General features: G+C 71.4%; 24 protein-coding genes. 22 read left to right on the forward strand and 2 right to left on the reverse strand.

Going from position 1 to position 23,299, the window contains the following annotated elements; genetic code table 11:
- Window positions 1-164: 164 nt before the first annotated feature.
- Complete coding sequence (locus tag VLF38_RS06850) at window positions 165-1,367, reverse strand: DUF58 domain-containing protein (protein ID WP_325270532.1); 1,203 nt, start codon at window positions 1,365-1,367, stop codon at window positions 165-167.
- Window positions 1,368-1,380: 13 nt separating this feature from the next.
- Complete coding sequence (locus VLF38_RS06855) at window positions 1,381-2,301, reverse strand: AAA family ATPase (protein ID WP_325270554.1); 921 nt, start codon at window positions 2,299-2,301, stop codon at window positions 1,381-1,383.
- Window positions 2,302-2,518: 217 nt separating this feature from the next.
- On the opposite strand from VLF38_RS06855, the gene mraZ reads away from it, so the two are divergent.
- The 22 genes from mraZ to VLF38_RS06965 all read left to right on the forward strand — a co-directional run bounded on the left by mraZ (window position 2,519) and on the right by VLF38_RS06965 (window position 23,237).
- On the forward strand, window positions 2,519-2,947 hold the full coding sequence (mraZ, locus tag VLF38_RS06860) for a division/cell wall cluster transcriptional repressor MraZ (RefSeq protein ID WP_325270533.1): 429 nt from the start codon (window positions 2,519-2,521) through the stop codon (window positions 2,945-2,947).
- Between the two features lie 212 nt (window positions 2,948-3,159).
- Window positions 3,160-3,300 (forward strand): hypothetical protein, encoded by a 141-nt coding sequence (locus VLF38_RS06865; RefSeq protein WP_325270534.1) that lies wholly within the window; start codon window positions 3,160-3,162, stop codon window positions 3,298-3,300.
- A 16-nt stretch (window positions 3,301-3,316) separates the two neighbouring features.
- The gene (gene rsmH / locus VLF38_RS06870) at window positions 3,317-4,288 is read left to right on the forward strand and encodes a 16S rRNA (cytosine(1402)-N(4))-methyltransferase RsmH (protein ID WP_325270535.1); all 972 of its coding nucleotides are present in this window, start codon (window positions 3,317-3,319) and stop codon (window positions 4,286-4,288) included.
- Window positions 4,285-4,860, forward strand: coding sequence for a septum formation initiator family protein (locus VLF38_RS06875; protein WP_325270536.1), 576 nt, complete (start codon window positions 4,285-4,287; stop codon window positions 4,858-4,860). Before rsmH ends, VLF38_RS06875 begins: the two co-directional genes overlap by 4 nt.
- 16 nt (window positions 4,861-4,876) lie before the next feature.
- Window positions 4,877-6,658, forward strand: a complete 1,782-nt coding sequence (locus VLF38_RS06880; RefSeq protein ID WP_325270537.1) for a penicillin-binding protein 2 — start codon at window positions 4,877-4,879, stop codon at window positions 6,656-6,658.
- A gap of 80 nt (window positions 6,659-6,738) precedes the next feature.
- Complete coding sequence (locus VLF38_RS06885; protein WP_325270555.1) at window positions 6,739-8,202, forward strand: UDP-N-acetylmuramoyl-L-alanyl-D-glutamate--2,6-diaminopimelate ligase; 1,464 nt, start codon at window positions 6,739-6,741, stop codon at window positions 8,200-8,202.
- Entirely contained in the window at window positions 8,199-9,629 is a 1,431-nt protein-coding gene (locus tag VLF38_RS06890; protein WP_325270538.1) for a UDP-N-acetylmuramoyl-tripeptide--D-alanyl-D-alanine ligase, read from the forward strand. Before VLF38_RS06885 ends, VLF38_RS06890 begins: the two co-directional genes overlap by 4 nt.
- Window positions 9,626-10,708: a phospho-N-acetylmuramoyl-pentapeptide-transferase gene (mraY, locus tag VLF38_RS06895; RefSeq protein WP_325270539.1), complete on the forward strand. Its 1,083-nt coding sequence runs from the start codon at window positions 9,626-9,628 to the stop codon at window positions 10,706-10,708. Before VLF38_RS06890 ends, mraY begins: the two co-directional genes overlap by 4 nt.
- Window positions 10,701-11,687 (forward strand): hypothetical protein, encoded by a 987-nt coding sequence (locus VLF38_RS06900; RefSeq protein WP_325270540.1) that lies wholly within the window; start codon window positions 10,701-10,703, stop codon window positions 11,685-11,687. The genes mraY and VLF38_RS06900 overlap by 8 nt, the downstream gene beginning before the upstream one ends.
- 46 nt (window positions 11,688-11,733) lie before the next feature.
- Window positions 11,734-12,975: a putative lipid II flippase FtsW gene (gene ftsW / locus VLF38_RS06905; RefSeq protein WP_325270541.1), complete on the forward strand. Its 1,242-nt coding sequence runs from the start codon at window positions 11,734-11,736 to the stop codon at window positions 12,973-12,975.
- A complete protein-coding gene (locus VLF38_RS06910; protein WP_325270542.1) occupies window positions 12,975-14,060 on the forward strand; it encodes a UDP-N-acetylglucosamine--N-acetylmuramyl-(pentapeptide) pyrophosphoryl-undecaprenol N-acetylglucosamine transferase in 1,086 nt (361 codons plus the stop codon). Before ftsW ends, VLF38_RS06910 begins: the two co-directional genes overlap by 1 nt.
- On the forward strand, window positions 14,057-15,487 hold the full coding sequence (gene murC / locus VLF38_RS06915; RefSeq protein WP_325270543.1) for a UDP-N-acetylmuramate--L-alanine ligase: 1,431 nt from the start codon (window positions 14,057-14,059) through the stop codon (window positions 15,485-15,487). Before VLF38_RS06910 ends, murC begins: the two co-directional genes overlap by 4 nt.
- Window positions 15,480-16,208: a cell division protein FtsQ/DivIB gene (locus VLF38_RS06920; RefSeq protein ID WP_325270544.1), complete on the forward strand. Its 729-nt coding sequence runs from the start codon at window positions 15,480-15,482 to the stop codon at window positions 16,206-16,208. The genes murC and VLF38_RS06920 overlap by 8 nt, the downstream gene beginning before the upstream one ends.
- Before the next feature lie 203 nt (window positions 16,209-16,411).
- Window positions 16,412-17,623: a cell division protein FtsZ gene (gene ftsZ, locus VLF38_RS06925; RefSeq protein WP_325270545.1), complete on the forward strand. Its 1,212-nt coding sequence runs from the start codon at window positions 16,412-16,414 to the stop codon at window positions 17,621-17,623.
- Window positions 17,624-17,630: 7 nt separating this feature from the next.
- Window positions 17,631-18,350, forward strand: coding sequence for a peptidoglycan editing factor PgeF (pgeF, locus tag VLF38_RS06930; RefSeq protein ID WP_325270546.1), 720 nt, complete (start codon window positions 17,631-17,633; stop codon window positions 18,348-18,350).
- Window positions 18,347-19,042 carry a YggS family pyridoxal phosphate-dependent enzyme gene (locus tag VLF38_RS06935; RefSeq protein WP_325270547.1) on the forward strand — a complete coding sequence of 232 codons (696 nt, stop codon included), beginning with the start codon at window positions 18,347-18,349 and terminating at the stop codon, window positions 19,040-19,042. Before pgeF ends, VLF38_RS06935 begins: the two co-directional genes overlap by 4 nt.
- A 60-nt stretch (window positions 19,043-19,102) precedes the next feature.
- A complete protein-coding gene (locus tag VLF38_RS06940; RefSeq protein ID WP_414689369.1) occupies window positions 19,103-19,582 on the forward strand; it encodes a cell division protein SepF in 480 nt (159 codons plus the stop codon).
- Between the two features lie 101 nt (window positions 19,583-19,683).
- On the forward strand, window positions 19,684-20,427 hold the full coding sequence (locus tag VLF38_RS06945) for a DivIVA domain-containing protein (RefSeq protein ID WP_325270549.1): 744 nt from the start codon (window positions 19,684-19,686) through the stop codon (window positions 20,425-20,427).
- 182 nt (window positions 20,428-20,609) lie between these two features.
- Complete coding sequence (locus VLF38_RS06950) at window positions 20,610-21,263, forward strand: TraR/DksA family transcriptional regulator (RefSeq protein WP_325270550.1); 654 nt, start codon at window positions 20,610-20,612, stop codon at window positions 21,261-21,263.
- 39 nt (window positions 21,264-21,302) lie between these two features.
- Window positions 21,303-21,836, forward strand: a complete 534-nt coding sequence (lspA, locus tag VLF38_RS06955; RefSeq protein ID WP_325270551.1) for a signal peptidase II — start codon at window positions 21,303-21,305, stop codon at window positions 21,834-21,836.
- Between the two features lie 73 nt (window positions 21,837-21,909).
- A complete protein-coding gene (locus VLF38_RS06960) occupies window positions 21,910-22,767 on the forward strand; it encodes an RluA family pseudouridine synthase (RefSeq protein ID WP_414689370.1) in 858 nt (285 codons plus the stop codon).
- 5 nt (window positions 22,768-22,772) lie between these two features.
- Window positions 22,773-23,237: a GNAT family N-acetyltransferase gene (locus VLF38_RS06965; RefSeq protein ID WP_325270553.1), complete on the forward strand. Its 465-nt coding sequence runs from the start codon at window positions 22,773-22,775 to the stop codon at window positions 23,235-23,237.
- The last annotated feature ends 62 nt before the right edge of the window (window positions 23,238-23,299 follow it).

The raw sequence follows: 23,299 nt of genomic DNA on the forward strand, positions 1-23,299 counted from the left end.
GCGCAGGCCCACGCCGACACCCGCCACGAGGGCGATGGCCACCAGCAGCCTGGCGGGCATCCCGTCGGCCTCGTCCATCAGGCGGGTCCAGGAGACGAGCACGATCCACGACGCGAGTCCTGCCCACACCGCGAGTGCCACCGCGGGCCCGCTCTGCGTCCGCGTCACGCCATCGCCCCGAGCTCGCGCCAGGCGGTCGGCAGGGCGGTGTCGGGCGCGAGTCGTACGGCGCGCCATCCGCTGCCGCGGAGGATCGCCGCCGCGTCATCGCGCACGCCGCTTCCGGCCCACTGGGCGACGTCCAGGACGAGCGCGTACGCCGGGTCCGCGTGGTGGCGCAGCCGGCGCAGGGTCGCGCGGTCATCGGTCACGTCGCCGAGCACGGCCACCAGCATCCCGTGGCGCGAGGTCTCGTCGAGCCAGCCCGTGGCGAGGCCGGTGCGGCGTACGGGCTCGACGACGGCGAGCTCCTCGAGGAGCCGGTCGCCGTCTGCGGGCGTGGCGCGATCGTGCCAGGCGTCGCCGGAGGGAGGGCCGTCCGCGGTGACCAGGCGCACGACGAAGCCGCGTGCGGCGAGGTGTGCGGCGACGGAGGCCGCAGCGGTCACGGCCGCCTCGAGCGACGAGCCCGCGCCGTGCCCGCGGTGGGCGGAGGCACGGTTGTCGAGGAGCACCGTCGCGCGCGACTGCCACGGCTGTTCCTCGCGGCGGACCATCAGCTCGCCCGTGCGGGCACTGGTGCGCCAGTGCACGCGCCGGAGCGGGTCACCGTGGCGGTACTCCCGCACGGTGACGTCCTCGGCGCTGCCGTTGGCGAAGGCGCGGGGGCGGTTGTCGCCGGCGCCGGTCCAGGCCCCTGCGCGGCCCACGGCGGGAAGGGGGACGACAAACGGGGTGACGACGAGGTCGTCGACCTCCGCGACGGTCGCGGTGCGCTCGGTCATGCCGAAGGGGTCGGTCGTGCGCATCGTGGCTGGTCCGATCAGGAACCGCCCTCGCACGTCCGAACGGACCGTGTAGTCGACGTGGGTCGTCCACGTCCGGCGTGCGGTGGGCAGCACGAACCGAGGCCGTACGCCGAGTGCCCAGGGCACACGGTCCTCGACCAGGAGCGCGCCGGTCCCGGCCCCACCAGTGAGGGTGAGCTGGACCCGCGCCGGCTGGCCGGCGGGGACACGGCGTGGTCCGAGCGTGCGCTGGACCGTGACCGGGCGGTCACGACGCAGGGCCGCGAGGCCGAGCAGGGGAAGCAGGGCGAGCAGCACGCCGACGGAGGTGAGTGCCGGCTGCCCGAGGAGCAGTCCGCCGGCGAGTGCGGTCAGGCCTCCGGCGGCGGCGGTGCGACCGCGGTGGGTCAACGTGGCCACGACGGAGCCCCGCTCACGCGGGGTCGGGCACGGGGACCCGGGCCAGCACGTCGGTCAGCACCGCCTGCGGGGTGCGGCCAGCGAGGGCGGCCTCGACGCCCGGCATCAGGCGGTGTGCGAGGACCGGCACGGCGAGGGCGTGGATGTCGTCGGGGAGGACGTAGCCACGGCCGGCGAGCGCGGCGCGAGCCTTCGCGGCGCGGACCAGGTGGAGCGTGGCGCGCGGAGAAGCCCCGAGCACGAGGTCCGAGGAGGTGCGCGTGGCGGTGGAGACGGCGATGGCGTAGCGGCCGACGGGGTCGGACACGTGCACCTGGGCGACGATCCCGATCAGCTTGCTGATCTCGCCGGCGTCGGTCACGGGCTCGAGGTCGTCGAGCGGGTTGGCGGCGGCATGCGAGCCGAGCATCGCCAGCTCGGCAGCTGGCACGGGATAGCCCATCGCGACGCGGCACATGAAACGGTCGCGCTGCGCCTCGGGGAGGGCGTAGGTGCCCTCCATCTCGATCGGGTTCTGCGTCGCGATGACCAGGAAGGGCGACTCCAGCGCCATCGTCGTGCCGTCGACGGTGACCTGCCGCTCCTCCATGCACTCGAGGAGCGCGGACTGGGTCTTGGGAGACGCACGGTTGATCTCGTCGCCGACCACGACGTTGGCGAACACGCCGCCGGGGTGGAAGTCGAAGCGGCGGGTGTCGGGGTCGAAGACGCTGACGCCGGTCACGTCCGAGGGCAGCAGGTCCGGCGTGAACTGGATCCGCTTGACCGTGCCGTCGACCGAGCGGGCGAGGGCCTTGGCCAGCATCGTCTTGCCCACGCCGGGGACGTCCTCGATCAGCAGGTGCCCCTCGGCCAGCAGCACCGTCAGGGCGGTCTCGACGACCTCGCCCTTGCCCTCGATGACGTGCCCGACGTTGGCGCGCACCCGCGCCATGACCCGCGTGACCGTCTCGAGGTCACCAGCTCCCACTGCCACCTCCACAACCTAGCGCGCGGGCAGCGGTCGTGAGGCCGGACCGGTGCCCCCGACCACTGGTAAGTGCTGCTCCGCAAAAGGGGAGGGAAACGCGCGGAAGATGGTTGACGGTGGAGTGAAGTGGAGTAATGTGGAGCGCAGTGGAGGAAGAGTGGGGGAAAGGGGTGGAGAACGGATGTTCTTCGGCACCTACACCCCCAAGCTCGACGACAAGGGGCGCCTCTTCCTCCCGGCGAAGTTCAGGGATCAGCTGGCGGAAGGGCTCGTGGTCACTCGTGGCCAGGAGCGATGCCTGACCGTCTGGTCGATGCAGGACTTCGCAGGCATGACCGACCGGCTCCGCGAGGCGCCGGTCACCAACAAGGGAACTCGTGACTACGTCCGCATGCTCTTCGCCGCGGCGTCGCAGGAGATCCCCGACAAGCAGGGCCGCATCTCCATCCCGTCGGTGCTGAGGGAGTACGCCTCACTCGGCAAGGAGGTCATGGTGATCGGCGCGATGAACCGGATCGAGATCTGGGACCCCACCGCATGGGCGGCGTACTCCGAGGAGCAGGAGCAGAAGTTCTCGGAGCTCTCCGACGAGGTCTTCCCCGGCATCTGATCCACCACCCCGCACCACCAGCAGCAACAGAACAGCGGATTCGCAGGACGAGGTCTCGTGCCCACTCCTTGCCCGTGCCCTGGGGCAACTTCCCCGGTTCCAGGCCACGAACTTCCCCCCATCGCGGGGAGTGGGCAGGGACCTGGCCTTGCGAATCCGCTCATCCCTTTCCCACACGCACAGCCCCATCACGCACAGCAAGGGTCGAGACCATGCACACCACCACCACCCGCGAACCGCGGGTCCGCGACCAGGCCCGCGAGGCCCTGGTCGTGATGGTGCTGTCAGCCGGCCTCTCGGTCGGGTGCGCGATGGCGCTCGTCGTACTCATCGCCGCAAGCGGGCAGGCCTAAGGTCGGGTTGGAGCGAATGCGTCCCCTCCACGTCCCGGTCCTCCGCGAGCGGTGCGTCGAGCTCCTGGCCCCTGCCCTCCAGCGCGAGGGCTCGGTCATGGTCGACTGCACGCTCGGTCTCGGTGGCCACACCGAGGCCGTCCTCGCGGCACTCCCGGCCACGCGGGTGATCGGCATCGACCGCGACCCCAACGCGCTGCGGCTCGCGGGAGAGCGGCTGGCTCCGTTCGGTGACCGCTTCGTCGGCGTCCACGCGGTCTACGACGAGATCCTCGACGTCATCGCCGCCCAGGGCCTCGACCACGTCGACGGCGTCCTCTTCGACCTCGGCGTCAGCTCGATGCAGCTCGACGTCCGCGAGCGCGGCTTCGCCTACGCCGAGGATGCGCCGCTCGACATGCGGATGAACGACGGCACGGGCATGACCGCCGCCGATGTCCTCAACACCTACGACGAGCGCGAGATCGCCCGGATCCTGCACCAGTACGGCGAGGAGAAGTTCGCCCGGAAGATCGCCAGGGCGATCGTCCGTGAGCGCGAGGTGGAGCCCTGGACCCGCTCGGGCCGCCTCGTCGAGCTGCTGTACGCCGAGATCCCGGCGCCTGCGCGGCGCACCGGGGGTCACCCGGCGAAGCGCACGTTCCAGGCGCTGCGCATCGAGGTCAACGACGAGATCGACGTGCTGCGCCGGGCGATGCCCGCGTCGCTGCAGGCCGTCGGAGTCGGTGGCCGCGTCGTCGTGGAGTCCTACCACTCGCTCGAGGACCGGATCACCAAGCAGGTCTTCGCCGAAGCCACGCGGCTCGACGTCCCGCCGGACATGCCGTTCATCCCCGAGGGGATGGAGCCGCCCTTCAAGGCGGTCACCCGGGGCGCGGAGAAGGCGGTCGAGCCCGAGCTGACCGAGAACCCCCGCGCCGCCAGTGTCCGACTCCGCGCCGTCGAGCGCACCCATTCCGACACCACCCGAAGGAGCCCCCGGCCATGAGCACACCGCAGCTCTCCCGCGTCCGCGTCGCGCGCATCGCCGAGGAGGCCGTCGAGCGGGCCCGCCTCCGCGTCGTCCCGACCACCCGTGGCCGGGCGCCGAAGGTCCCGTTCGTGATGCTGGTCAGCGCACTGCTGCTCGCCGGCGTCGTCGGGCTGCTCCTCTTCAACACGACCATGCAGCAGAACTCCTTCGCCGCCGCAGACCTGCAGACCCGTGCCGACGAGCTGCGCTCCCAGAAGCAGGCGCTCCAGGCGGAGATCGACGAGCTCAACGACCCGCAGCGGATCGGCCAGGCGGCGAACCGCCTGGGCATGGTGATGCCGGTCTGCCCGCGCTTCCTCCACACCGCGACGAACAAGGTCACTGCCGCTTGTGACGAGCCGCCGACGAAGCTGCTCATCGACCCGCCGGCCGCGCAGCGGCCCAAGTCGCTCGTCCCGAACCGCACGGTGGTGAAGGTCGAGGCGCCGGTGACGACGAACACGGCGAGGAAGCCTGCCGACACGCCGACCGAGGGCGCCGTGAAGGCTGACCGTGTGGGTTCTCATGGAGCCAGCAGCACCAACTGACCCCCGAAGGACCCTTGTGAACTCCCGCTCCGGCAGCCCGTTCCGGCTGAAGTTCGGCTTCCTGGTCATCGCGATCGTCCTGTCGTTCTACGGCGCGCGCCTGGTCCAGCTGCAGGCGATCGACCCGGACTCGTATGCCGAGATGGCCCACGAGGAGGGCCTGGAGGAGGTCGTGCTGCCCGCCTCGCGGGGTGCCATCCTCGACCGGGACGGTGTCGAGCTGGCCTCCTCGATGGACGGCCTGATGGTCATCGCCGACCCCTACCTCACCTCGCCGAAGGCTGCGCAGCTCGCGCGCTTCCTGGCCGACAAGCTGGATGTCGACTACTTCACGACACTCGAGAAGCTCCGCAAGACGACGGGCGAGGGCAGCCGCTACCAGATCCTCGCCCGACGGATCCCTGCGACGAAGGTCCGCAAGGTGCTCGAGCAGGCAGCCGACGAGGGCTTCAAGGGGCTGACGACCGAGCGCGATCCCATCCGGTCCTACCCGCTCGATGACGTCGCCGCCAACATCATCGGCTTCATCGGCCAGGACGACGAGAACGGCCCGCTCGCCGGCCTGGAGCGCACCTTCAACAAGCAGCTCGCCGGCACCGACGGGATCGCGCGCTACCAGGCCGTCAAGGGCCGCCAGATCCCGCTGTCGGACGCCACCGTGACCGAGCCGCGTGACGGCCGCCCGCTCAAGCTCACGATCGACCGCGACGCGCAGTGGTTCACCCAGCGCACGCTGGCCCAGGTGGTGCGCAACTGGAAGGCGAGCTCGGGCGTCGCCATCGTCCTCGACAGCAAGACCGGCGATCTCCTCGCGTACGCCGACTACCCGACGTTCGACGCCAACGACCCGCTCGCCTCCTCGAAGGAGTACTACGGGTCGAAGGGCGCGCAGGAGCCCTACGAGCCCGGGTCGGTCCAGAAGGCACTGACCCTGTCGGCCGTCATCGACGCCGGCAAGGCGGAGCCCGACACCCGGATCACCGTGCCGGAGACCCTGGAGTTCGGGTCGCACTCGATCGGTGACCACGGTCGGCAGGGCACCGCGAAGATGACCCTCGCGGGCGTGCTGGCGAAGTCCTCCAACATCGGCACCACGATCGCTGCCCAGCAGCTGCAGAGCGCTGAGCTGCGCGACTACCTGACGGCGTTCGGGCTGGGGTCGCGGACCAACGTCGGCCTGCGGGGCGAGAGCCCGGGCATCGTCCCGGCGGCGCCGTGGCAGCCGGTCAGCCAGGCCACGATCTCCTTCGGCCAGGGCATCAGCTCCACGCCGCTGCAGATGGCGGCCGCGATCAACACGATCGCCAACGGCGGAGTGCGGGTCTCGCCGAGCCTCATCGACGGCAGCGCGACCAGCGAGGACGGCGTCGAGGTCGGCACCGCGCACGCGACCGCAACCCGCGTGATCAGCGAGGAGACCGCGACCAAGGTCGCGCGGATGATGGAAACCGTCCTCGACCCGGAGGAGGGCACCGCGCCCGCGGCCCGGATTCCCGGCTACCGCGTGGCCGGCAAGACGGGCACGGCGCAGATCCCGAACCCCAACGGCCGCGGCTACCTCACCGGCATCGACAACAACTCCTTCGCCGGCTTCGCGCCGGCCGAGGCCCCGCGCTTCACGGTCTACGTCGCGGTGATGGGAGTCCGCGGCGGCGCCGGTGGCCTGACCGCGGCGCCGGCGTTCAAGCGGATCATGAGCTACATGCTGCGCCACTACGGCGTCCCGCCGACCGATGCGGCCGCCACGCCGTACGAGACGACGTGGGGCGGGCGCAGCACCGGTAGCCTCGCGCCGTGAGCGACCCGCAGTCTGCAGTGACCCCGTCCGGCCGGCCCAGCGAGCCGCGTCGCACACCGCTGGCGCAGGTCGCCGAGTGGCTGGGGCTGGGCCTTCCCGCTGGCGCCCCCGGCGCGGACGTCGACGTCACCGGCATCTCCCTCAGCACCCAGCGGATCCAGCCCGGAGACCTCTACGCGGCCCTTCCGGGCACGCGCGTCCACGGAGCGTCGTACGCCGCCGCCGCGGTGTCGGCCGGTGCTGTCGCGCTGCTGACCGATGCCGAGGGAGCAGCGCTGGCGGCCGGCTGCGGGGTGCCGCTGCTCGTCGTCGACGACGCTCGCGCGGTGCTCGGCGAGCTCTCGGCGAAGGTCTATGGAGAGCCCGCTCGTGACCTGCGCCTGCTCGCCGTCACCGGCACCCAGGGCAAGACCACGACCACCCGCCTGGCGGAGCTCGCGCTCGAGCAGGCCGGTGTCGCCGCGGCCGTCATCGGCACGGTCGGCACGCGCGTGAAGGGCGAGGACATCAAGACTGCCCTGACCACCCCGGAGGCACCCGACCTGCACGGTCTCTTCGCGATGATGCGCGAGCGCGGCGTCGCCGGGTGCGCGATGGAGGTCTCCAGCCATGCGCTCGTGCTGGGCCGCGTCGACGGCGTCCAGTTCGACGTCGCGGTCTTCCTCAACCTGGGCCGCGACCACCTCGACTTCCACAGCGACCTGGCCGACTACTTCGCTGCGAAGGCACGGCTCTTCACCCCCGACCGGGCGCGCAAGGCCCTGGTCAACGTCGACGACGAGCACGGCCGGATCCTGCGGGACCAGCTCGGGTCGGACGCCCACGGGGTGCCGGTCGTGACCTTCTCGACGCTGGGTGAGGCGGACTGGACGGTGCGCGACGTCGCGGCCGATGCGACCGGCACCACCTTCACCGTCGTCGCGCCCGACGGGCGCTCGGCGGTCACGCGTGTCCCGATCGCCGGTGACTTCAACGTCTCCAATGCGCTCGCGGCGGTCGCCGGCTGCGTGGAGGCGGGCTACGACCTTGCCGCCGTGGCCGCCGGACTGGCGGCAGCCGGCGGAGTGCCGGGCCGCCTCGAGCGCGTCGAGACCAGTCGCGACCTCAACGTGGTCGTCGACTACGCGCACAAGCCCGACGCGGTCGAGGCCGCGCTCCGCACGCTGCGCCCGTTGGTGGCTCCCGGTGGCCGGCTGCTCTGCGTGATCGGGGCCGGCGGCGACCGCGACACGGGCAAGCGCCCGGTCATGGGCGAGATCGCCGCGCGCCTGGCCGATCTCGTGGTGGTGACCGACGACAACCCCCGCTCGGAGGACCCTGCTGCGATCCGAGCAGCGGTGCTCGCGGGTACGACGGGCGGCTCCGCCTCCGTCGCCGAGATCGGCGACCGCCGTGCCGCCATTCGCTTCGCCCTGGCGGAGGCCCGGCCCGGCGACATCGTGCTGATCGCGGGCAAGGGCCACGAGACCGGCCAGGAGGTAGCGGGCGTGGTGCATCCGTTCGACGACCGCGTCGTGGTGCGCGAGGAAGCCGACCGGCTGTGATCCCGCTGCATCTCTCCGAGATCGCGGCTGTCGTGGGCGGCGTGCTCCACGGCGACGACGCGCTCGTCACCGCGCCCGCCTTCCTCGACAGCCGCGCGGTCGAGCGGGGCGGTCTCTTCATCGCGATCGCCGGCGAGCGTGTGGACGGCCACGCGTACGCCGAAGGGGCGGTCGCTGCCGGCGCCGCCGGCGTGCTGGGCTCACGACCCACGGGCGTTCCGACCGTCGTCGTCGACGACCCCGCGGTGGCACTCGGGCTCCTCGCGCGACACGTGCGTGATGCGCTTCCGGACCTGACCGTACTGGCGCTGACCGGCAGCCAGGGCAAGACCGGCACCAAGGACTTCCTCGCCCAGCTCCTCGGCTCTGCGGGGGAGACGGTCGCGACCGCGGGCAACCTCAACAACGAGCTCGGCGTCCCCTTGACGGTGTTGCGCGCGACCGCGTCCACCCGCTACCTCGTCGTCGAGATGGGGGCCCGCGGCATCGGCCACATCTCCTACCTGTGCGGCATCGCCCGCCCCGACGTGGCCGCTGTCGTCAACGTCGGCACAGCGCACCTGGGGGAGTTCGGCACCCAGGAGGCGATCGCGCTCGCGAAGGGCGAGATCGTCGAGGCGCTCGCGCCCGAGGGCGTCGCGGTGCTCAACGCCGATGACCCGCTGGTGTCGGCGATGGCCGCACGCACCTCCGCCCGTGTGCTCACCTGGGGAGCGGCTTCCGACGAGCGCATCCAGCTCGCCGGCGTGCACTTCGGTGCGATCGAGCTCGACGACCTCGGCCGGCCCGCCGCGACGTTCCACTTCCGGGGCCGCGACGATCTCGCGTTCGCTGGGGTCGGCAAGGCCACGGTCCAGATGCTCGAGATCGGCCGGCACCAGGTGCTGAACGCGGCAGCCGCGGCGGCCCTCGCGCTCGCCGCGGGCGTCGACCCGGAGACCGTCTTCGCCGCGCTCGGGGAAGCCCGCAGCCTGAGCCGCTGGCGCATGGAGGTCCACGACCGCGCCGACGGCGTGACGGTCGTCAACGACGCCTACAACGCCAGCCCCGACGCGATGCGTGCTGCACTCGACACCCTCGCCGGGATCGGCGGGCGCAGCGGTCGCCGCACGGTCGCGGTCCTCGCGGAGATGCGCGAGCTGGGCGACGACGCGGAGCGGATCCACGCCGAGGTCGGAGCCCACGCGGCGACGGTGGGGATCGACGTACTGCTGGTCGTGGGCGAGGCCGCGGCGCCGATGCTGACCGGTGCGAGCAAGATCTCAGAGTGGTCCGGCACGGCGATCCCGGCTCCCGACCGGGCCGCGGCTCTGGCATGGTTGCGCGAGAACGTCACTGCTGGTGACGTCGTGCTGGTGAAGGCTTCGCGCGGTGCCGCGCTGGAAGTGGTGGCCGAAGGGCTGCTGGACGAGGAGACGAGTCGATGAGGGCGATCCTGCTGGGTGGCGGCCTTTCGCTGATCCTCTCGCTGATCGGCACGCGCTACGCGATCCGTGTCCTGAAGGCCAAGGGCTACGGCCAGGAGATCCGCGAGGACGGGCCGGACAGCCACAAGACCAAGCGTGGCACGCCGACCATGGGCGGCATCGTCATCATCCTGTCGACGCTGGTCGCCTACGGGCTGGCCAAGCTGATCACCGGCGAGATGCCGACGGCCTCCGCGCTCTTGCTGCTCTTCCTCTTCGCCGGCTGCGGTCTCGTCGGCTTCCTCGACGACTTCATCAAGATCTACCGGCAGCGCAACCTGGGCCTGCGCAGCCGCGCCAAGATGATCGGCCAGACGTTCATCGCGCTCGTCTTCGCGGGCGTGGCGATCTCGCCGTGGCTGGAGAACTCCCACGGCATCCGGCCGGCGAGCATGCACCTCTCGGTGCTGCGCGACTGGCAGGCGTGGACGCTCCCGGCAGTGCTCGTGATGCTGCTCTTCTGGGTGATCATCACCGGCACCAGCAACGCGGTGAACCTCACCGACGGCCTCGACGGACTCGCTGCGGGTGCATCCGTCATGGTCTTCGGTGCCTACACGATCATCAACATCTGGCAGTCCAACCAGACCTGCTTCCAGGTGCCGCGGCCCGAGGCCGGGTGCTACGAGGTGCGCGACCCGCTGGACCTGGCCGTCATCGCCGCTGCGATCACCGGCGCCTGCTTCGGTTTCCTGTGGTGGAACGCCTCACCTGCCCAGATCTTCATGGGCGACACCGGCTCCCTCGCCCTGGGCGGTGGCCTGGCCGGGCTCGCGATCCTGACCCGCACGGAGTTCCTGCTCCTCGTGCTCGGTGGCCTCTTCGTCATGGAGACGCTCTCGGTGATGATGCAGGTCTCCTACTTCAAGGCGACCAAGGGCAAGCGGATCTTCCGGATGGCACCGATCCACCACCACTTCGAGATGCTCGGGTGGGAGCAGGTCACGGTCGTGATCCGGTTCTGGATCGTCACCGGCTTCCTCGTCGCGCTCGGCGTCGGGGTCTTCTACGCGGAGTGGGTCTCGAGTGCCGGTGTCTGACGGCCGCGACTGGTCGGGCGTGCGGGTCGCCGTCGCCGGCTTCGGCCGCGCCGGCTTCGCCGCAACCGACAACCTGCTCCACCTCGGCGCGACGGTGACGGCGTACGCCGTACCGCTCGACGACGACGACCCCCTCGAGGCCGACCGTGCCGAGAAGGCCGAGCTGCTCAGCGTCCTCGGCGCGACGATCGTGCTCGACGAGACCGCGCTCGACACGCTCCCCGAAGGCCTCGACTTCGTGGTCTCCTCGCCCGAGTGCCTCGACACCCCGCTGGTCACCCAGGCTCGTGAACGCGGCGTCCCGGTGCTGGGTGAGGTCGAGCTCGCCTGGCGCCTGCGCGACACCAGCACCGGCCACCGCCCGGCGCCCTGGCTCGTCGTGGCCGGCAGCACCGGCCACACCGAGGTCGCCTTGCTCGTCGAGCAGATCCTGCTGGCCGCCGGGCAGCGACCCGCTGTCGCCGGCGCGACGGGTCTCCCGCTCGTCGAGGCGGTCATGGACCCCGAGCCGTACGACGCGCTCGTCATCGCGCTCGACGACCTCCAGCTCGTCGACGTCGCGTCCATGAGCGCACTCGCCGCCGCCGTCCTGGACACCGCCCCGGGCCCCGAGGGTGACCCGCTGGCCCGCGCCGCGGCGTACGAGCACGTGCAGGACGCGTGCGTCTACGTCGCGGCCGACGAGGCGACGCGCACGCTCGTCGAGGAGGCCGACGTGGTCGAGGGTGCCCGCGCCATCGGCATCACGCTCGGGATGCCGGGCGTCGGGATGCTCGGTGTGGTCGAGGACCTGCTCGTCGAGCGCGCCTTCCTGCCTCAGCGCTCGACCTCGGCCGCCGAGCTGACCTCCCTCGAGGACCTCGGCGCCGACGACAAGCCCACCGTCACCCGCGCGCTGGTCGCCGCCGCCCTGGCGCTCGCGTCGGGTGCCACGGCTGCCGACGTGCGCGACGGCCTCCGCAACGCGCGACACGCGTGACCGCCCTCCGCGGACACGCCGAGGCCGCGGGGGAGGATGGGCAGCGATGAGCACCAGCACCCAGATCGGCGCGCCTGAGGAGACCCACGAGCAGGTGGGTGGGATCGCTGCGCTCAAGGAGGCGCTCGCGCGCCCGCTGACGCCGTACTACCTGCTGCTCGGGTGCACGGCCCTGCTGCTCACCATCGGCCTGATCATGGTGCTGAGCGCGTCGAGCGTCACCTCCTACGAGGACTCCCGCAACTCCTACGCGGTGGTCCAGCGCCAGCTGGTCTGGGTCTGCATCGGCCTCCCGCTCGCCTGGGTGGGCTCGCGGCTCCCGCAGCGGACGCTGCGCAACCTCTCGACGCTCGGCCTGGTCGGCTCGATGGTCCTGCTGGCGCTCACGCTCACCCCGCTCGGCGTCACCCGCAACCACCAGACCAACTGGCTCGGTGTCGGTCAGTTCGTGATCCAGCCGTCGGAGTTCGCCAAGCTCGCGGTCATCCTCTGGGCCGGTCACGTCTACGCCAACAAGCAGCGCCGCCTCGGTGAGCTGCAGCACGTCCTGATGCCGGTGGTGCCCGGCGTCCTGGCGGTCACCGCGCTGATCCTGCTCCAGCGCGACCTCGGCACGGCGCTGGTGCTCTTCGCGATCACCCTCAGCCTGTTGTGGGTCGTCGGTGCGCCCGCGCGCTTCTTCACCCTCGCGGCCACCGTGATCGGCGTCGGGGCCTTCTGGCTCGCCACGACCAGCACCGAACGACGGCAGCGACTGCTCAGCTTCACCGACCCGTTCAAGGACTACCACGACTCGGGATGGCAGGCCGCCCACGGCCTCCTCGCCCTCTCGTCCGGTGGGATCTTCGGCAAGGGCATCGGTGCCTCCCAGCAGAAGTGGGGCACGCTCCCGGAGTCCCACACCGACTACATCTTCGCGGTGCTCGGCGAGGAGCTGGGCCTGGTCGGCACGCTCTTCGTCGTCGGACTCTTCCTGGCCATCGCGTGGTCCGCGGTCCGGATCGCGACGCAGACCCGCGACCCGTTCGTCCGCTACGTGTCCTTCGGCATCATGGTCTGGCTGCTCGGTCAGATGATCGTCAACGTCGGCATGGTCCTCTCCGTCCTCCCGGTCATCGGCATCCCGTTGCCGTTGGTCTCCTACGGTGGCTCCGCGCTGCTGCCGTCGCTGATCGCGCTCGGCATCCTGATCGGCTTCGCCCGTCGTGAGCCCGGGGCGGCCGCCGCCCTCGCGGCGCGCAAGCGCACCCGCCCCGCCCGTCCCGTGAAGCAGTCCCGAGGTCTCTGATGCGTGTCCTTCTCGCCGGTGGTGGCACCGCCGGCCACACCTCACCCCTGCTCGCCACCGCGGCGGCGCTGCTGCGCGAGGACCCGACGGTCGAGATCACCTGCCTCGGCACCCGCGAGGGGCTCGAGGCGCGCCTGGTCCCCGAGGCCGGTCTCCCGCTCGAGTTCGTGCCCCGGATGCCGCTGCCACGCAAGCCCGGCAAGGCGATGCTCCAGTTCCCGGGCAAGATGCGGGCCCAGCGCCGCGCCGCGCTCGAGATCATCGACCGCGTGCAGCCCGACGTGGTCGTCGGCTTCGGCGGCTACGTCTCCGTCCCGGCGTACCTCGCCGCACGGGCGCGCCGCATCCCGATCGTCGTCCACGAGGGCAACGCGCTGCCCGGCATCGCGAACCGCCTCGGTGCCCGCCTCACGCCGTACGTCGCGGTCTCGTTCCCCGACACGCCGCTTCAGGCCAAGGGTCGCCAGCCCGCGCTCTACACCGGCCTGCCGATCCGCCGGATGATCTCCACGCTCGACCGTGCCGCCCTCCGCGCGGAGGGCCGCGCGGCGTTCGGGCTGGACGCGGAGCGTCCGACCCTACTGGTGACCGGTGGCTCGCAGGGCGCCCAGCGGATCAACGCCGCCGTGAGTGGAGCGTCAGGGGCGCTCGGGGGAGCGGGCGTGCAGGTGCTGCACGTGATCGGCCCGAAGAACTCCCTCTCCGTGGAGCCGGCGGGTGCTCCCTACGAGGTCGTCAACTACGTCGATCGCATGGACCTCGCCCTCGCTGCCGCCGACGCCGTGCTCTGCCGCTGCGGCTCCAACACCGTGACCGAGACCTCCGGTGTGGGCCTGCCCGCGGTCTACGTCCCGCTGCCGATCGGCAACGGCGAGCAGGCGCTCAACGCCGCTCCTGTCGTCGCGGCGGGTGGTGGCCTGCTCGTCGACGACGCGGAGCTCACTCCGGCCTGGATCGAGGCCAACCTGGTCCCGTTGCTGACCGACCCGGCGCGCCTCGCCGCGATGGGCGCGGCGGCCGCCGACGTCATCCCGCTCGACGCCGACGACAAGCTCGCGGCCCTGATCCTGGAGGCCGCACGATGAGGATCCCCGTTCCCGAGGTGCTGCTGCCGGCCGAGGAGCTGGGCCGGGTGCATTTCATCGGCATCGGCGGCGCCGGCCTCTCCGCGATCGCGCGGATCATGCTGGCCCGCGGCATCACCGTCTCCGGCTCCGACGGCAACGACAGCCCCGCGCTCGACGCCCTGCGCGACCTCGGCGCCCGCGTGCACGTCGGCCACGATGCCGCGCACGTGCACGACGTCGACACCCTCGTCGTCTCCACCGCGATCCGCGAGGACAACCCCGAGTACGTCGCTGCCGTCGAGCAGGGCCTGCGGATCCTGCCGCGCTCGGCCGGGCTCTACGCGGTCATGGCCGGCAAGCGCACCGTCGCGATCGCGGGCACGCACGGCAAGACCACGACGACCTCGCTCGTCACCGTCGCCCTGCAGGCGGCGGGTGCCGACCCGACGTACGCCATCGGGGGCGACCTGACCTCGACCGGTGTCAACGCCGCCGACGGATCGGGCGACCTCTTCGTCGCGGAGTCCGACGAGAGCGACGGTGCCTTCCTCGTCTACACGCCGTCGATCGCGGTCGTCACCAACGTCGACGCCGACCACCTCGACCAGTGGGGCACCGAGGAGGCGTACCAAGCGGCATTCACCGACTTCCTCGACCGGATCGAGCCCGGCGGCCTGCTGATCACCTGGGCTGGCAGCGAGGCCACCCTGCGGCTCGCGGACCAGGCGCGGGCGAAGGGGCTGCGCGTCGTCACCTACGGGCTCGCCGGGACGGACGCCGACCTCGTCGCCGAGGACCTCCGGGCTGCCGGCACCCGCACCACCTTCGTCGTACGCCGCTCGGCCGCGCCTGCCGAGAGCCTGGGGGAGGTGACGCTCCAGATCCCCGGCGAGCACTACGTCCTCAACAGCCTTGCGGCGATCGCGATCGGCCTCGATCTGGGCCTCGACTTCGACGCTCTGCAGGCCGGGCTCGAGGGCTTCACGGGTACGCGGCGTCGCATGGAGCTGAAGGGCGAGGCCGCCGGAGTCCGCGTCTATGACTCTTACGCGCACCACCCGAGCGAGATCCGTGGAGACCTGCAGGCGGCGCGGTCGGTTGCGGGGGAGGGGCGCCTGGTCGTCGCCTTCCAGCCGCACCTCGTCTCGCGCACCCGGATCTTCGGCGAGCAGATGGGCATCGAGCTCGGTGCTGCCGACGAGGTCGTCGTCGCCGACGTCTACCTGGCCCGCGAGGACGCCGACCCTGCGGTCACCGGAGCGCTCGTGGCCGACGCGATCCCGCTTCCCGATGAGTCCGTCGCCTTCGTCCCCGAGCTCTCCGCCGTCGCAGCCGAGCTCGCCCGTCGCGCACAGCCCGGCGACATGGTGCTGACCCTCGGCGCCGGCACGATCACCACGGTCGGTCCGATGGTCCTCGACCTGCTGGAGCATGGCGGTGCCTGACCTCGAGGCCTCGCGGCGGCGGTTCGCGCGACGCCAGTGGGCGCGCCGCTGGACGACCTGGCGAGGGCTCGTCGTGCTCGGCCTCGTGGCGGCCGTGATGGCGGTCGCGGGCTGGGTCGTGCTCGCTTCGCCGGTGCTCGACGTACGCGGGGTGGAGGTGACGGGCACGACCTTCCTCCGTCCCGCCGAGGTACGCCGTGCTGCCGCGGTGCCCCAGGGCGGGCCGCTGGCGCGGGCCGACCTCGACGCCGTGCGCAGCCGGGTCGAGCGCCTCCCCGCGGTCGCCGAGGTCCAGGTCTCGCGGGCGTGGCCGCACGAGGTGCGGATCGAGGTCACCGAACGCACGGCGGTGGCGGTCGTCGAGGACGGCAAGAGCCTGCACGGCCTCGACGCGGACGGCATCGTCTTCCGTGCCTTCAAGGCACGCCCCAGGGCGCTGCCACTCATCCGGATGGCTGCGGACGCGCCGGCGGATGCGCGTGTGGAGGCGGCGCGCGTCGTCGGCATCCTCCCCGAGAACGTGGCGAAGCGGGTCGCGTTCGCCGACGTGCACACCCGCGACGCGATCTCGCTCGAGCTCCGTGACGGTCGCATCGTCGTGTGGGGGAGTGCGGACCAGGCGGCCGAGAAGGCGCGGGTGCTCGCCTCGCTGCTGAAGGCCGTCCGCGACGCCCGCGCGTACGACGTCAGTGTGCCGGGGCAGCCGACCACCACCGGCTGAACGCGCGACGCGGCCCGACAATCTCGGCCAATCCACGAGCGGTGGCGTGTCGGGCCTTTACTTCGGCCTCGCGGTCCGTATGTTCTTCCTCAACGCGAGGTTGACATAACTATAACGCTCTAGTTGAGGGTTAGGGTTTCGTCAGCGGCGCACTTCCCCAAGAAATGCCAACACAGACGTCCATCGGGAGAGGCACAGCCGCCATGGCAGCAGCACAGAACTACCTGGCCATCATCAAGGTCGTCGGCATTGGTGGAGGTGGCGTCAACGCCGTCAACCGGATGATCGACTTCGGCCTCAAGGGTGTCGAGTTCATCGCCATCAACACCGACGCCCAGGCGCTGCTCATGTCGGACGCCGACGTGAAGCTCGACATCGGTCGCGAGCTCACCCGTGGCCTCGGCGCGGGCGCCAACCCCGACGTCGGCGAGAAGGCCGCCGAGGACCACGGCGACGAGATCGAAGAGGTGCTCAAGGGCGCCGACATGGTCTTCGTGACCGCAGGCGAGGGCGGCGGCACCGGCACCGGTGGTGCGCCGGTCGTCGCGCGCATCGCCCGCTCGCTCGGCGCGCTGACCATCGGTGTCGTCACGCGCCCGTTCGCCTTCGAGGGCCGCCGCCGCGCCAACTCCGCCGAGGACGGCATCGCGCGCCTCCGCGAAGAGGTCGACACCCTCATCGTGATCCCCAACGACCGGCTGCTGTCGATCAGCGACCGCAACGTCTCCATGCTCGACGCCTTCAAGCAGGCCGACCAGGTCCTGCTCCAGGGTGTCTCCGGCATCACCGACCTGATCACGACCCCCGGACTGATCAACGTCGACTTCGCCGACGTCAAGGCGGTCATGTCCAACGCCGGCTCCGCGCTCATGGGCATCGGCTCGGCGCGTGGCGACGACCGCGCGCTGGCCGCCGCCGAGATGGCCGTCTCCTCCCCGCTGCTCGAGGCGAGCATCGAGGGTGCGCACGGCGTGCTGCTCTCGATCGCCGGCGGCTCCGACCTCGGCATCTTCGAGATCAACGAGGCAGCCGCGATGGTCGCCCAGGCTGTCCACCCCGACGCCAACATCATCTTCGGCACGATCATCGACGACGCCCTCGGCGACGAGGTCCGCGTGACCGTCATCGCTGCAGGCTTCGACGGTGGCCAGCCGAAGAAGCGCGACGAGGGCACGGTCCTGCGCCGCGAGCCCGCTCCCGCGGGTCGCCAGGCCCCCGGTCAGGCTCCGACCAACAACGTCGGCCAGGTCGCGCAGCAGTCCCGCCCGGCCGCTCCCGCCCCGCAGGCGGCTCCGCAGCAGCCGGCCCCGGTGCAGCAGCAGCCGCAGCACACCCAGCAGCAGCCGGTGCAGCCGTCCCGCCCGGCCGTGCAGTTCGACGACGACGACCTGGACGTCCCGGACTTCCTCAAGTGACCTGCACTTGTTCGCTCATCGCCTGACCGCCGACCCCGTCGAGCTGGCCTTCACGGACCGGCTCGGCGGGGTCAGCACATCGCCGTACGACGAGCTCAACCTCGCGCGCACCGGCGGTGACGACCCGGCAGCCCTCGCCGACAACTGGCGCCTGGTCCTCGATGCGTTCGCCCCGGACGGCGCGTCCCTCTGCGATATGCAGCAGGTCCACGGCGACGTCGTGGCGCTCGCCGATCCCGACCTTGCGGAGGCGCCGGTCTGCGACGCGATCGTCACCGACCGCACGGACGTCGTCCTCGCCGTCCGGGTCGCCGACTGTGTCCCCGTCCTGCTGGCCGACCCGGCCGCGGGGATCGTGGGCGCTGCACACGCCGGCCGGCTCGGCGTCGAGAAGGATGTCGTCGGGGCCACCGTCGCCCGCATGCGTGAGCTCGGAGCACGGGACGTCACCGCCTGGGTGGGCCCACACGTCTGCGGCTCGTGTTACGAGGTGCCGCAGGCCATGCAGGACGAGGTGGCCTCGGTCGAGCCGTCCACGCGCTCCACGACCAGTTGGGGCACGCCCGCGCTGGACCTCGGCGCCGGCGTGCGCACCCAGCTGGCGCGCGCGGGAGTTGCCGTCGAGCTCCTCGGCCCGTGCACGGTCGAGTCCGAGACCCTCTACTCCCACCGTCGTGACGGCGCCGCGGCTGGCCGCCTCGCCGGACTGGTCCGGGTGCACCCGTGACCGCCCGCCGTGAGGAGCTGGCCGCCAACCTCGCCGGCGTGCGTGCCCGGATCGCTGCGGCGACCGCTGCGGCCGGACGCCCCGACGGTGAGGTCTCCCTGGTCGTCGTCACGAAGTTCTTCCCCGCCTCCGACGTCCGGCTGCTCGCCGGTCTGGGCGTGACCGACGTCGGTGAGAACCGTCACCAGGAGGCCGAGGAGAAGGCCGCTGCATCAGCGGACCTCCCGCTCCGCTGGCACTACATCGGCGGCCTGCAGTCCAACAAGGCGGCCGCCGTCGCGGCGTACGCCGACGTGGTCGAGTCCGTCGACCGGCTCAAGCTCGTCGGCCCGCTCGACAGGGGAGCAGCGGATCGTCAGGTCGACGTGCTCCTCCAGGTCAGTCTCGACGGGCCCGACGCCGACGGCCGCGCGGGCTGCGACCCGTCGGACCTCGCGTCGCTTGCTGCTGCGGTCGCTGCCGCGGAGCACCTCACGCTGCGCGGCCTGATGGCGGTGGCTCCCCTCGGGGAGGACCCCGCCACGGCGTTCGGCAGGCTCGCTGCGATTCGCACCACCTTCCTCGAGGACCACCCCGAGGCCACTGTCCTGTCCGCGGGGATGAGTGGCGATCTCGAGGAGGCCGTCGCAGCCGGCGCGACACACGTGCGCGTCGGATCGGCGATCCTCGGTTCCCGAGTCAACGTCAAGTAATGTCACAAACAACGCGCCAGATGGCGGCGCAGGAGTATCGGAGGACGACGCATGAGCACCATGCGCAAGATCGGTGAGTACCTCGGCCTGGTCGAGGACACAGGCCGGTACGCCGACGAGTACGACGACTACGACGAGGCGCCCCCGGCGCAGCGCGCGGCCCAGCCCGCGCCTCGTCAGGCCGCCCCGCGCCCTGCGCCGGTCGCCGACATCGCCGAGCGTCGTCGTCCGGCCCCCGCGCCCCAGCCGACCGTGGCAGAGCTGTCGCGCATCACGACGCTGCACCCGCGCACCTACAACGAGGCCCGCACGATCGGGGAGAACTTCCGTGACGGCGTTCCCGTGATCATGAACCTCTCGGAGATGGACGACGCCGACGCCAAGCGTCTGGTCGACTTCTCCGCCGGCCTGGTCTTCGCGACGCGCGGCAACATCGAGCGGATCACCAACAAGGTGTTTCTTCTCTCCCCGCCCAACGTCACCGTTGCCGCGGAGGACAAGGCGCGCATCGCCGAGGGCGGCTTCTTCAACCAGAGCTGATCTGCTCTCCACGCCTGTGACCGTGACTTCCCGTCTCGGTCGCAGGCGCTATGGTTCTGACAGTTTCTTTTCCGCTTCGACATATATGAATGGGTGAGGGCATGCCGCTGACGCCTGAGGACGTGAGCAACAAGCGCTTTACTCCGGTCCGGCTCCGTGAGGGCTACGACATGGGTGAGGTCGACCAGTTCCTCGACGAGGTGGAGGCCGAGCTCGCTCGTCTCACCAAGGAGAACGACGACCTGCGCGCGAAGCTCGCTGCCGCGCAGTCCGGCCAGCCGATCCCGGCCGAGCCGGTCAAGGCTCCCGAGCCGGTGAAGGCTCCCGAGCCCGTCGCTCCGGTCGCTCCCGTCGCGGCTCCCGCCCCGGCCGCAGCCGCGCCGTCGGAGGAGATCCGCGTCGTCACGGTCGCCGACGCGTCCAGTGCCGCGGCCCGCCTGCTCGAGATCGCCACGCGCAACGCGGACGAGCTCGTCGAGGAAGCCAAGAACGACGCCGACAAGATCGTGGGCGAGGCGCGCACCAAGGCCGAGCGCCTCGAGTCCGAGGCCAAGGTCAAGGCTGACAAGATGGAGTCCGACGCCCGGACCCGCTCGCAGATGCTCGACTCCGAGACCGCCGAGAAGCGCAAGCAGCTCTTCGGTGACCTCGAGAAGGAGCAGGCGAAGCTCAGCACCGAGGTGGAGCGTCTCCGCTCCTTCGAGCGGGAGTACCGCTCGCGCCTCAAGAGCTACTTCAGCCAGCAGCTCGAGGCTCTCGAGAGCACCCCTGAGGTTGCTCCCGACGAGACTGCGGGCCAGGGCCCGAAGCGCCTCCGCTCGATCCTGGGCGAGGACGAGGGCTGAGGCTCCCGACACGTTTCATCGAGGTCGGCCGGATCCTGCTGGGATCCGGCCGACTTTTGTATGTGCACATTTCCGGGCCACGCCGAGTGGTGGTTTGAGCCGGTGCTCGCGAGAGGCTAGCCTTCCGGCCACCGAGGTGGCGCAGGTCACCTCTCCGTGCCGGTCCAGGAGGCCAGGTCCCCATGCCCCGCAGTACGCCGAAGATCCTCGCCGGCACCGCCGTCAACGCCGCATCCGCCGCCCGCAAGGCGATCGCACGCAAGCCGCGCGAGGAGGAGGCCGACGAGGCCACTCCGGCGAAGAAGGCGCCCGCCAAGAAGGCCGCGGCCAAGAAGGCTGCTCCTGCGAAGAAGGCTGCCCCCGCGAAGAAGGCGTCGGCTGCGACGAAGGCTGCCGCCCCGGCGAAGAAGGCGGCCCCGAAGAAGCGTGGGCCGGTCAAGCCGGAGAACCTCGCGGTCAAGGAGGGCGAGGAGGCCTGGACCAAGGCCGAGCTCAACGAGGTCGTCAAGGAGCTCAAGAGCCACGCCGAGCGGCTGCGCCAGGAGCTCCACGAGCAGGAGGAGGAGCTCCAGGGCCTCCTCCGCGACGCGGGCGACGGCGCTGGCCACGACCAGGCCGACATGGGTGCCACCAGCTTCGAGCGCGACCACGAGCTCACCGTCGTCAACAACTCGCGCGAGATGCTCGCCCAGACGGAGCGCGCCCTGGCCCGCATCGACGACGGCACGTACGGCGTGTGCGAGTCCTGCGGGGAGCCGATCGGCAAGATGCGGGTCATGGCGTTCCCGCGCGCGACGCTCTGCATGGAGTGCAAGAAGCGCGAAGAGCGCCGCTGATGCTCGCTCTCGGGTGCGGTGTGGGAAACTCGCCCCATCATGCAAGCAGCGCACGCCGAGTCTGAGCCCACCGTCAATCCCCGCTCCCGGCGCACCGCGCGGGCGCTCTTCGGCGCCACGGCCGTCGTCCTCTACCTGGTCGACCTGGCCACCAAGACGGTTGCGCTCGAGCGGCTTGGCGACGGTCGCCGTGTCGACGTGGTCGGCGACCTCCTGGGCTTCCGGCTCACCTTCAACCCGGGCGCGGCCTTCGGCGCGGGCACGTCGTACACCGCGGTCCTGTCGTGCGTCGCGATCCTCGCGGTGGGCGTGGTGGTCTGGCTCTCGATCCGCGTGGCGGACCGGCTCTGGGCGCTCGCCCTCGGTCTTCTCCTGGCCGGCGTGCTCGGCAACCTGACCGACCGCCTCTTCCGTGCACCCGGTCCCTTCGAGGGACACGTGGTCGACTTCATCCAGCTGCCCAACTGGCCGATCTTCAACGTCGCCGACATGTGCATCAACGTGGCTGCCGTGCTGATCCTCGTCCAGGCCTTCCGCGGCGTGCGCCTCGACGGCACGCGCGACGGGAAGTGACGGCGTGGACCAGCGCACCGTCCTCATCCCCGAAGGGCTCGCCGGTGAGCGTGTCGACGCCGCGATCGCCCGCATGTTCGGCCTGTCGCGCACCAAGGCCGCCGACCTCGCTGCCGAGGGCCACGTCCGCCTCGACGGCGTCACGGTCGGCAAGTCCGACCGGGTCCACGAGGGCGGCATGCTCGACGTGACGATCCCGCGGATGGCCGATCCGCTCGAGGTGAAGCCGGAGCTCCACGACGGCATCCGGATCCTCCACGAGGACGACGCGATCGTCGTCGTCGACAAGCCCGTCGGTGTCGTGGTCCACCCGACCGTCGGCTGGACCGGCCCGACGATCGTCGGTCACCTCGCCGCCGCCGGCGTCCGCATCTCCACGAGCGGGGCGAAGGAGCGCGAGGGCATCGTCCAGCGGCTCGACGTCGGCACCTCCGGGGTCATGGTCATCGCCAAGTCGGAGCACGCGTACTCCGTGCTCAAGCAGGCGTTCCGCGACCGCACGCCGGAGAAGACCTACCACGCGTTGGTGCAGGGCCACCCGGATCCGAGCCAGGGCACGATCGACGCCCCCATCGGGCGGCACCCCAAGCACGACTGGAAGTTCGCGGTCATGAACGACGGCCGTCCCTCGGTCACGCACTACTCGACCCTCGAGGCGCACCGCTTCGCCAGCCTGCTCGAGATCCACCTGGAGACCGGCCGCACGCACCAGATCCGCGTGCACATGAGCGCCACGAAGCACCCGTGCGTCGGTGACCCGCTCTACGGCTGCGACCCGATCCTGGCCAAGCGGGTCAAGCTCGACCGGCAGTGGCTGCACGCGGTCAAGCTCGGCATCACCCACCCTGAGACGGGCGACTGGGTCGAGTTCGAGTCGCCGTACCCCGCCGACCTCGCCCACGCGCTCGACGTCATCCGCGACGCCCACTGAGCGGCGTGGACGACGAGGCCCTCGTCCTCCGGCCGGCGGAGGTCGAGGACGTCCCTGACCTGGTCGACGTCTTCCTGACGGCGCGGGCGGCGGCACCGATGCCGGCGTCGATCCATGCCCCGCGTGAGGTCGCTGCGTTCCTCGCCGCCCGGCTCGAGGACGGCTCCATCGACGAGACCTGGGTCGCCGAGGTCGGGGGAGTGGTGGTCGGCTACGCCCGGTTCACCGCCACCTGGCTCGACGACCTGTACGTCGCGCCCGGGGCGCAGCGCGCCGGTGTCGGCGCCGCACTGCTCGACCTGGTCAAGGTACTGCGGCCGGACGGCTTCGGCCTCTGGGTCTTCACCTCGAACGCGCCCGCCCGGGCCTTCTACGCGACCCACGGGTTCGTCGAGGAGGAGCACACCGACGGCTCCGAGAACGACGAGCGCACGCCCGACGTACGGATGGTCTGGTCCGGCACGCTCTGACCTCGCAACTGGTCGGGAGTGGCAGGAATCCGGCCGGGAAATCGGCCAGTCAAGACCAGTTG

The sequence above is a fragment of the Nocardioides sp. genome, assembly GCF_035481145.1.
Classification (GTDB): Bacteria; Actinomycetota; Actinomycetes; order Propionibacteriales; family Nocardioidaceae; genus Nocardioides.

Coding starts and splice junctions, on each gene's coding strand:
- VLF38_RS06940 (WP_414689369.1), top strand. CDS start 19,103: ATGCGCAAGATCGGTGAGTACCTCGGCCTGGTCGAGGACACAGGCCGG.
- mraY (WP_325270539.1), top strand. CDS start 9,626: ATGAGGGCGATCCTGCTGGGTGGCGGCCTTTCGCTGATCCTCTCGCTG.
- mraZ (WP_325270533.1), top strand. CDS start 2,519: ATGTTCTTCGGCACCTACACCCCCAAGCTCGACGACAAGGGGCGCCTC.
- ftsZ (WP_325270545.1), top strand. CDS start 16,412: ATGGCAGCAGCACAGAACTACCTGGCCATCATCAAGGTCGTCGGCATT.
- ftsW (WP_325270541.1), top strand. CDS start 11,734: ATGAGCACCAGCACCCAGATCGGCGCGCCTGAGGAGACCCACGAGCAG.
- VLF38_RS06855 (WP_325270554.1), bottom strand. CDS start 2,301: ATGGCGCGGGTGCGCGCCAACGTCGGGCACGTCATCGAGGGCAAGGGC.
- VLF38_RS06945 (WP_325270549.1), top strand. CDS start 19,684: ATGCCGCTGACGCCTGAGGACGTGAGCAACAAGCGCTTTACTCCGGTC.
- murC (WP_325270543.1), top strand. CDS start 14,057: ATGAGGATCCCCGTTCCCGAGGTGCTGCTGCCGGCCGAGGAGCTGGGC.
- VLF38_RS06950 (WP_325270550.1), top strand. CDS start 20,610: ATGCCCCGCAGTACGCCGAAGATCCTCGCCGGCACCGCCGTCAACGCC.
- VLF38_RS06875 (WP_325270536.1), top strand. CDS start 4,285: ATGAGCACACCGCAGCTCTCCCGCGTCCGCGTCGCGCGCATCGCCGAG.
- VLF38_RS06910 (WP_325270542.1), top strand. CDS start 12,975: ATGCGTGTCCTTCTCGCCGGTGGTGGCACCGCCGGCCACACCTCACCC.
- rsmH (WP_325270535.1), top strand. CDS start 3,317: ATGCGTCCCCTCCACGTCCCGGTCCTCCGCGAGCGGTGCGTCGAGCTC.
- VLF38_RS06865 (WP_325270534.1), top strand. CDS start 3,160: ATGCACACCACCACCACCCGCGAACCGCGGGTCCGCGACCAGGCCCGC.
- VLF38_RS06960 (WP_414689370.1), top strand. CDS start 21,910: ATGTTCGGCCTGTCGCGCACCAAGGCCGCCGACCTCGCTGCCGAGGGC.
- lspA (WP_325270551.1), top strand. CDS start 21,303: ATGCAAGCAGCGCACGCCGAGTCTGAGCCCACCGTCAATCCCCGCTCC.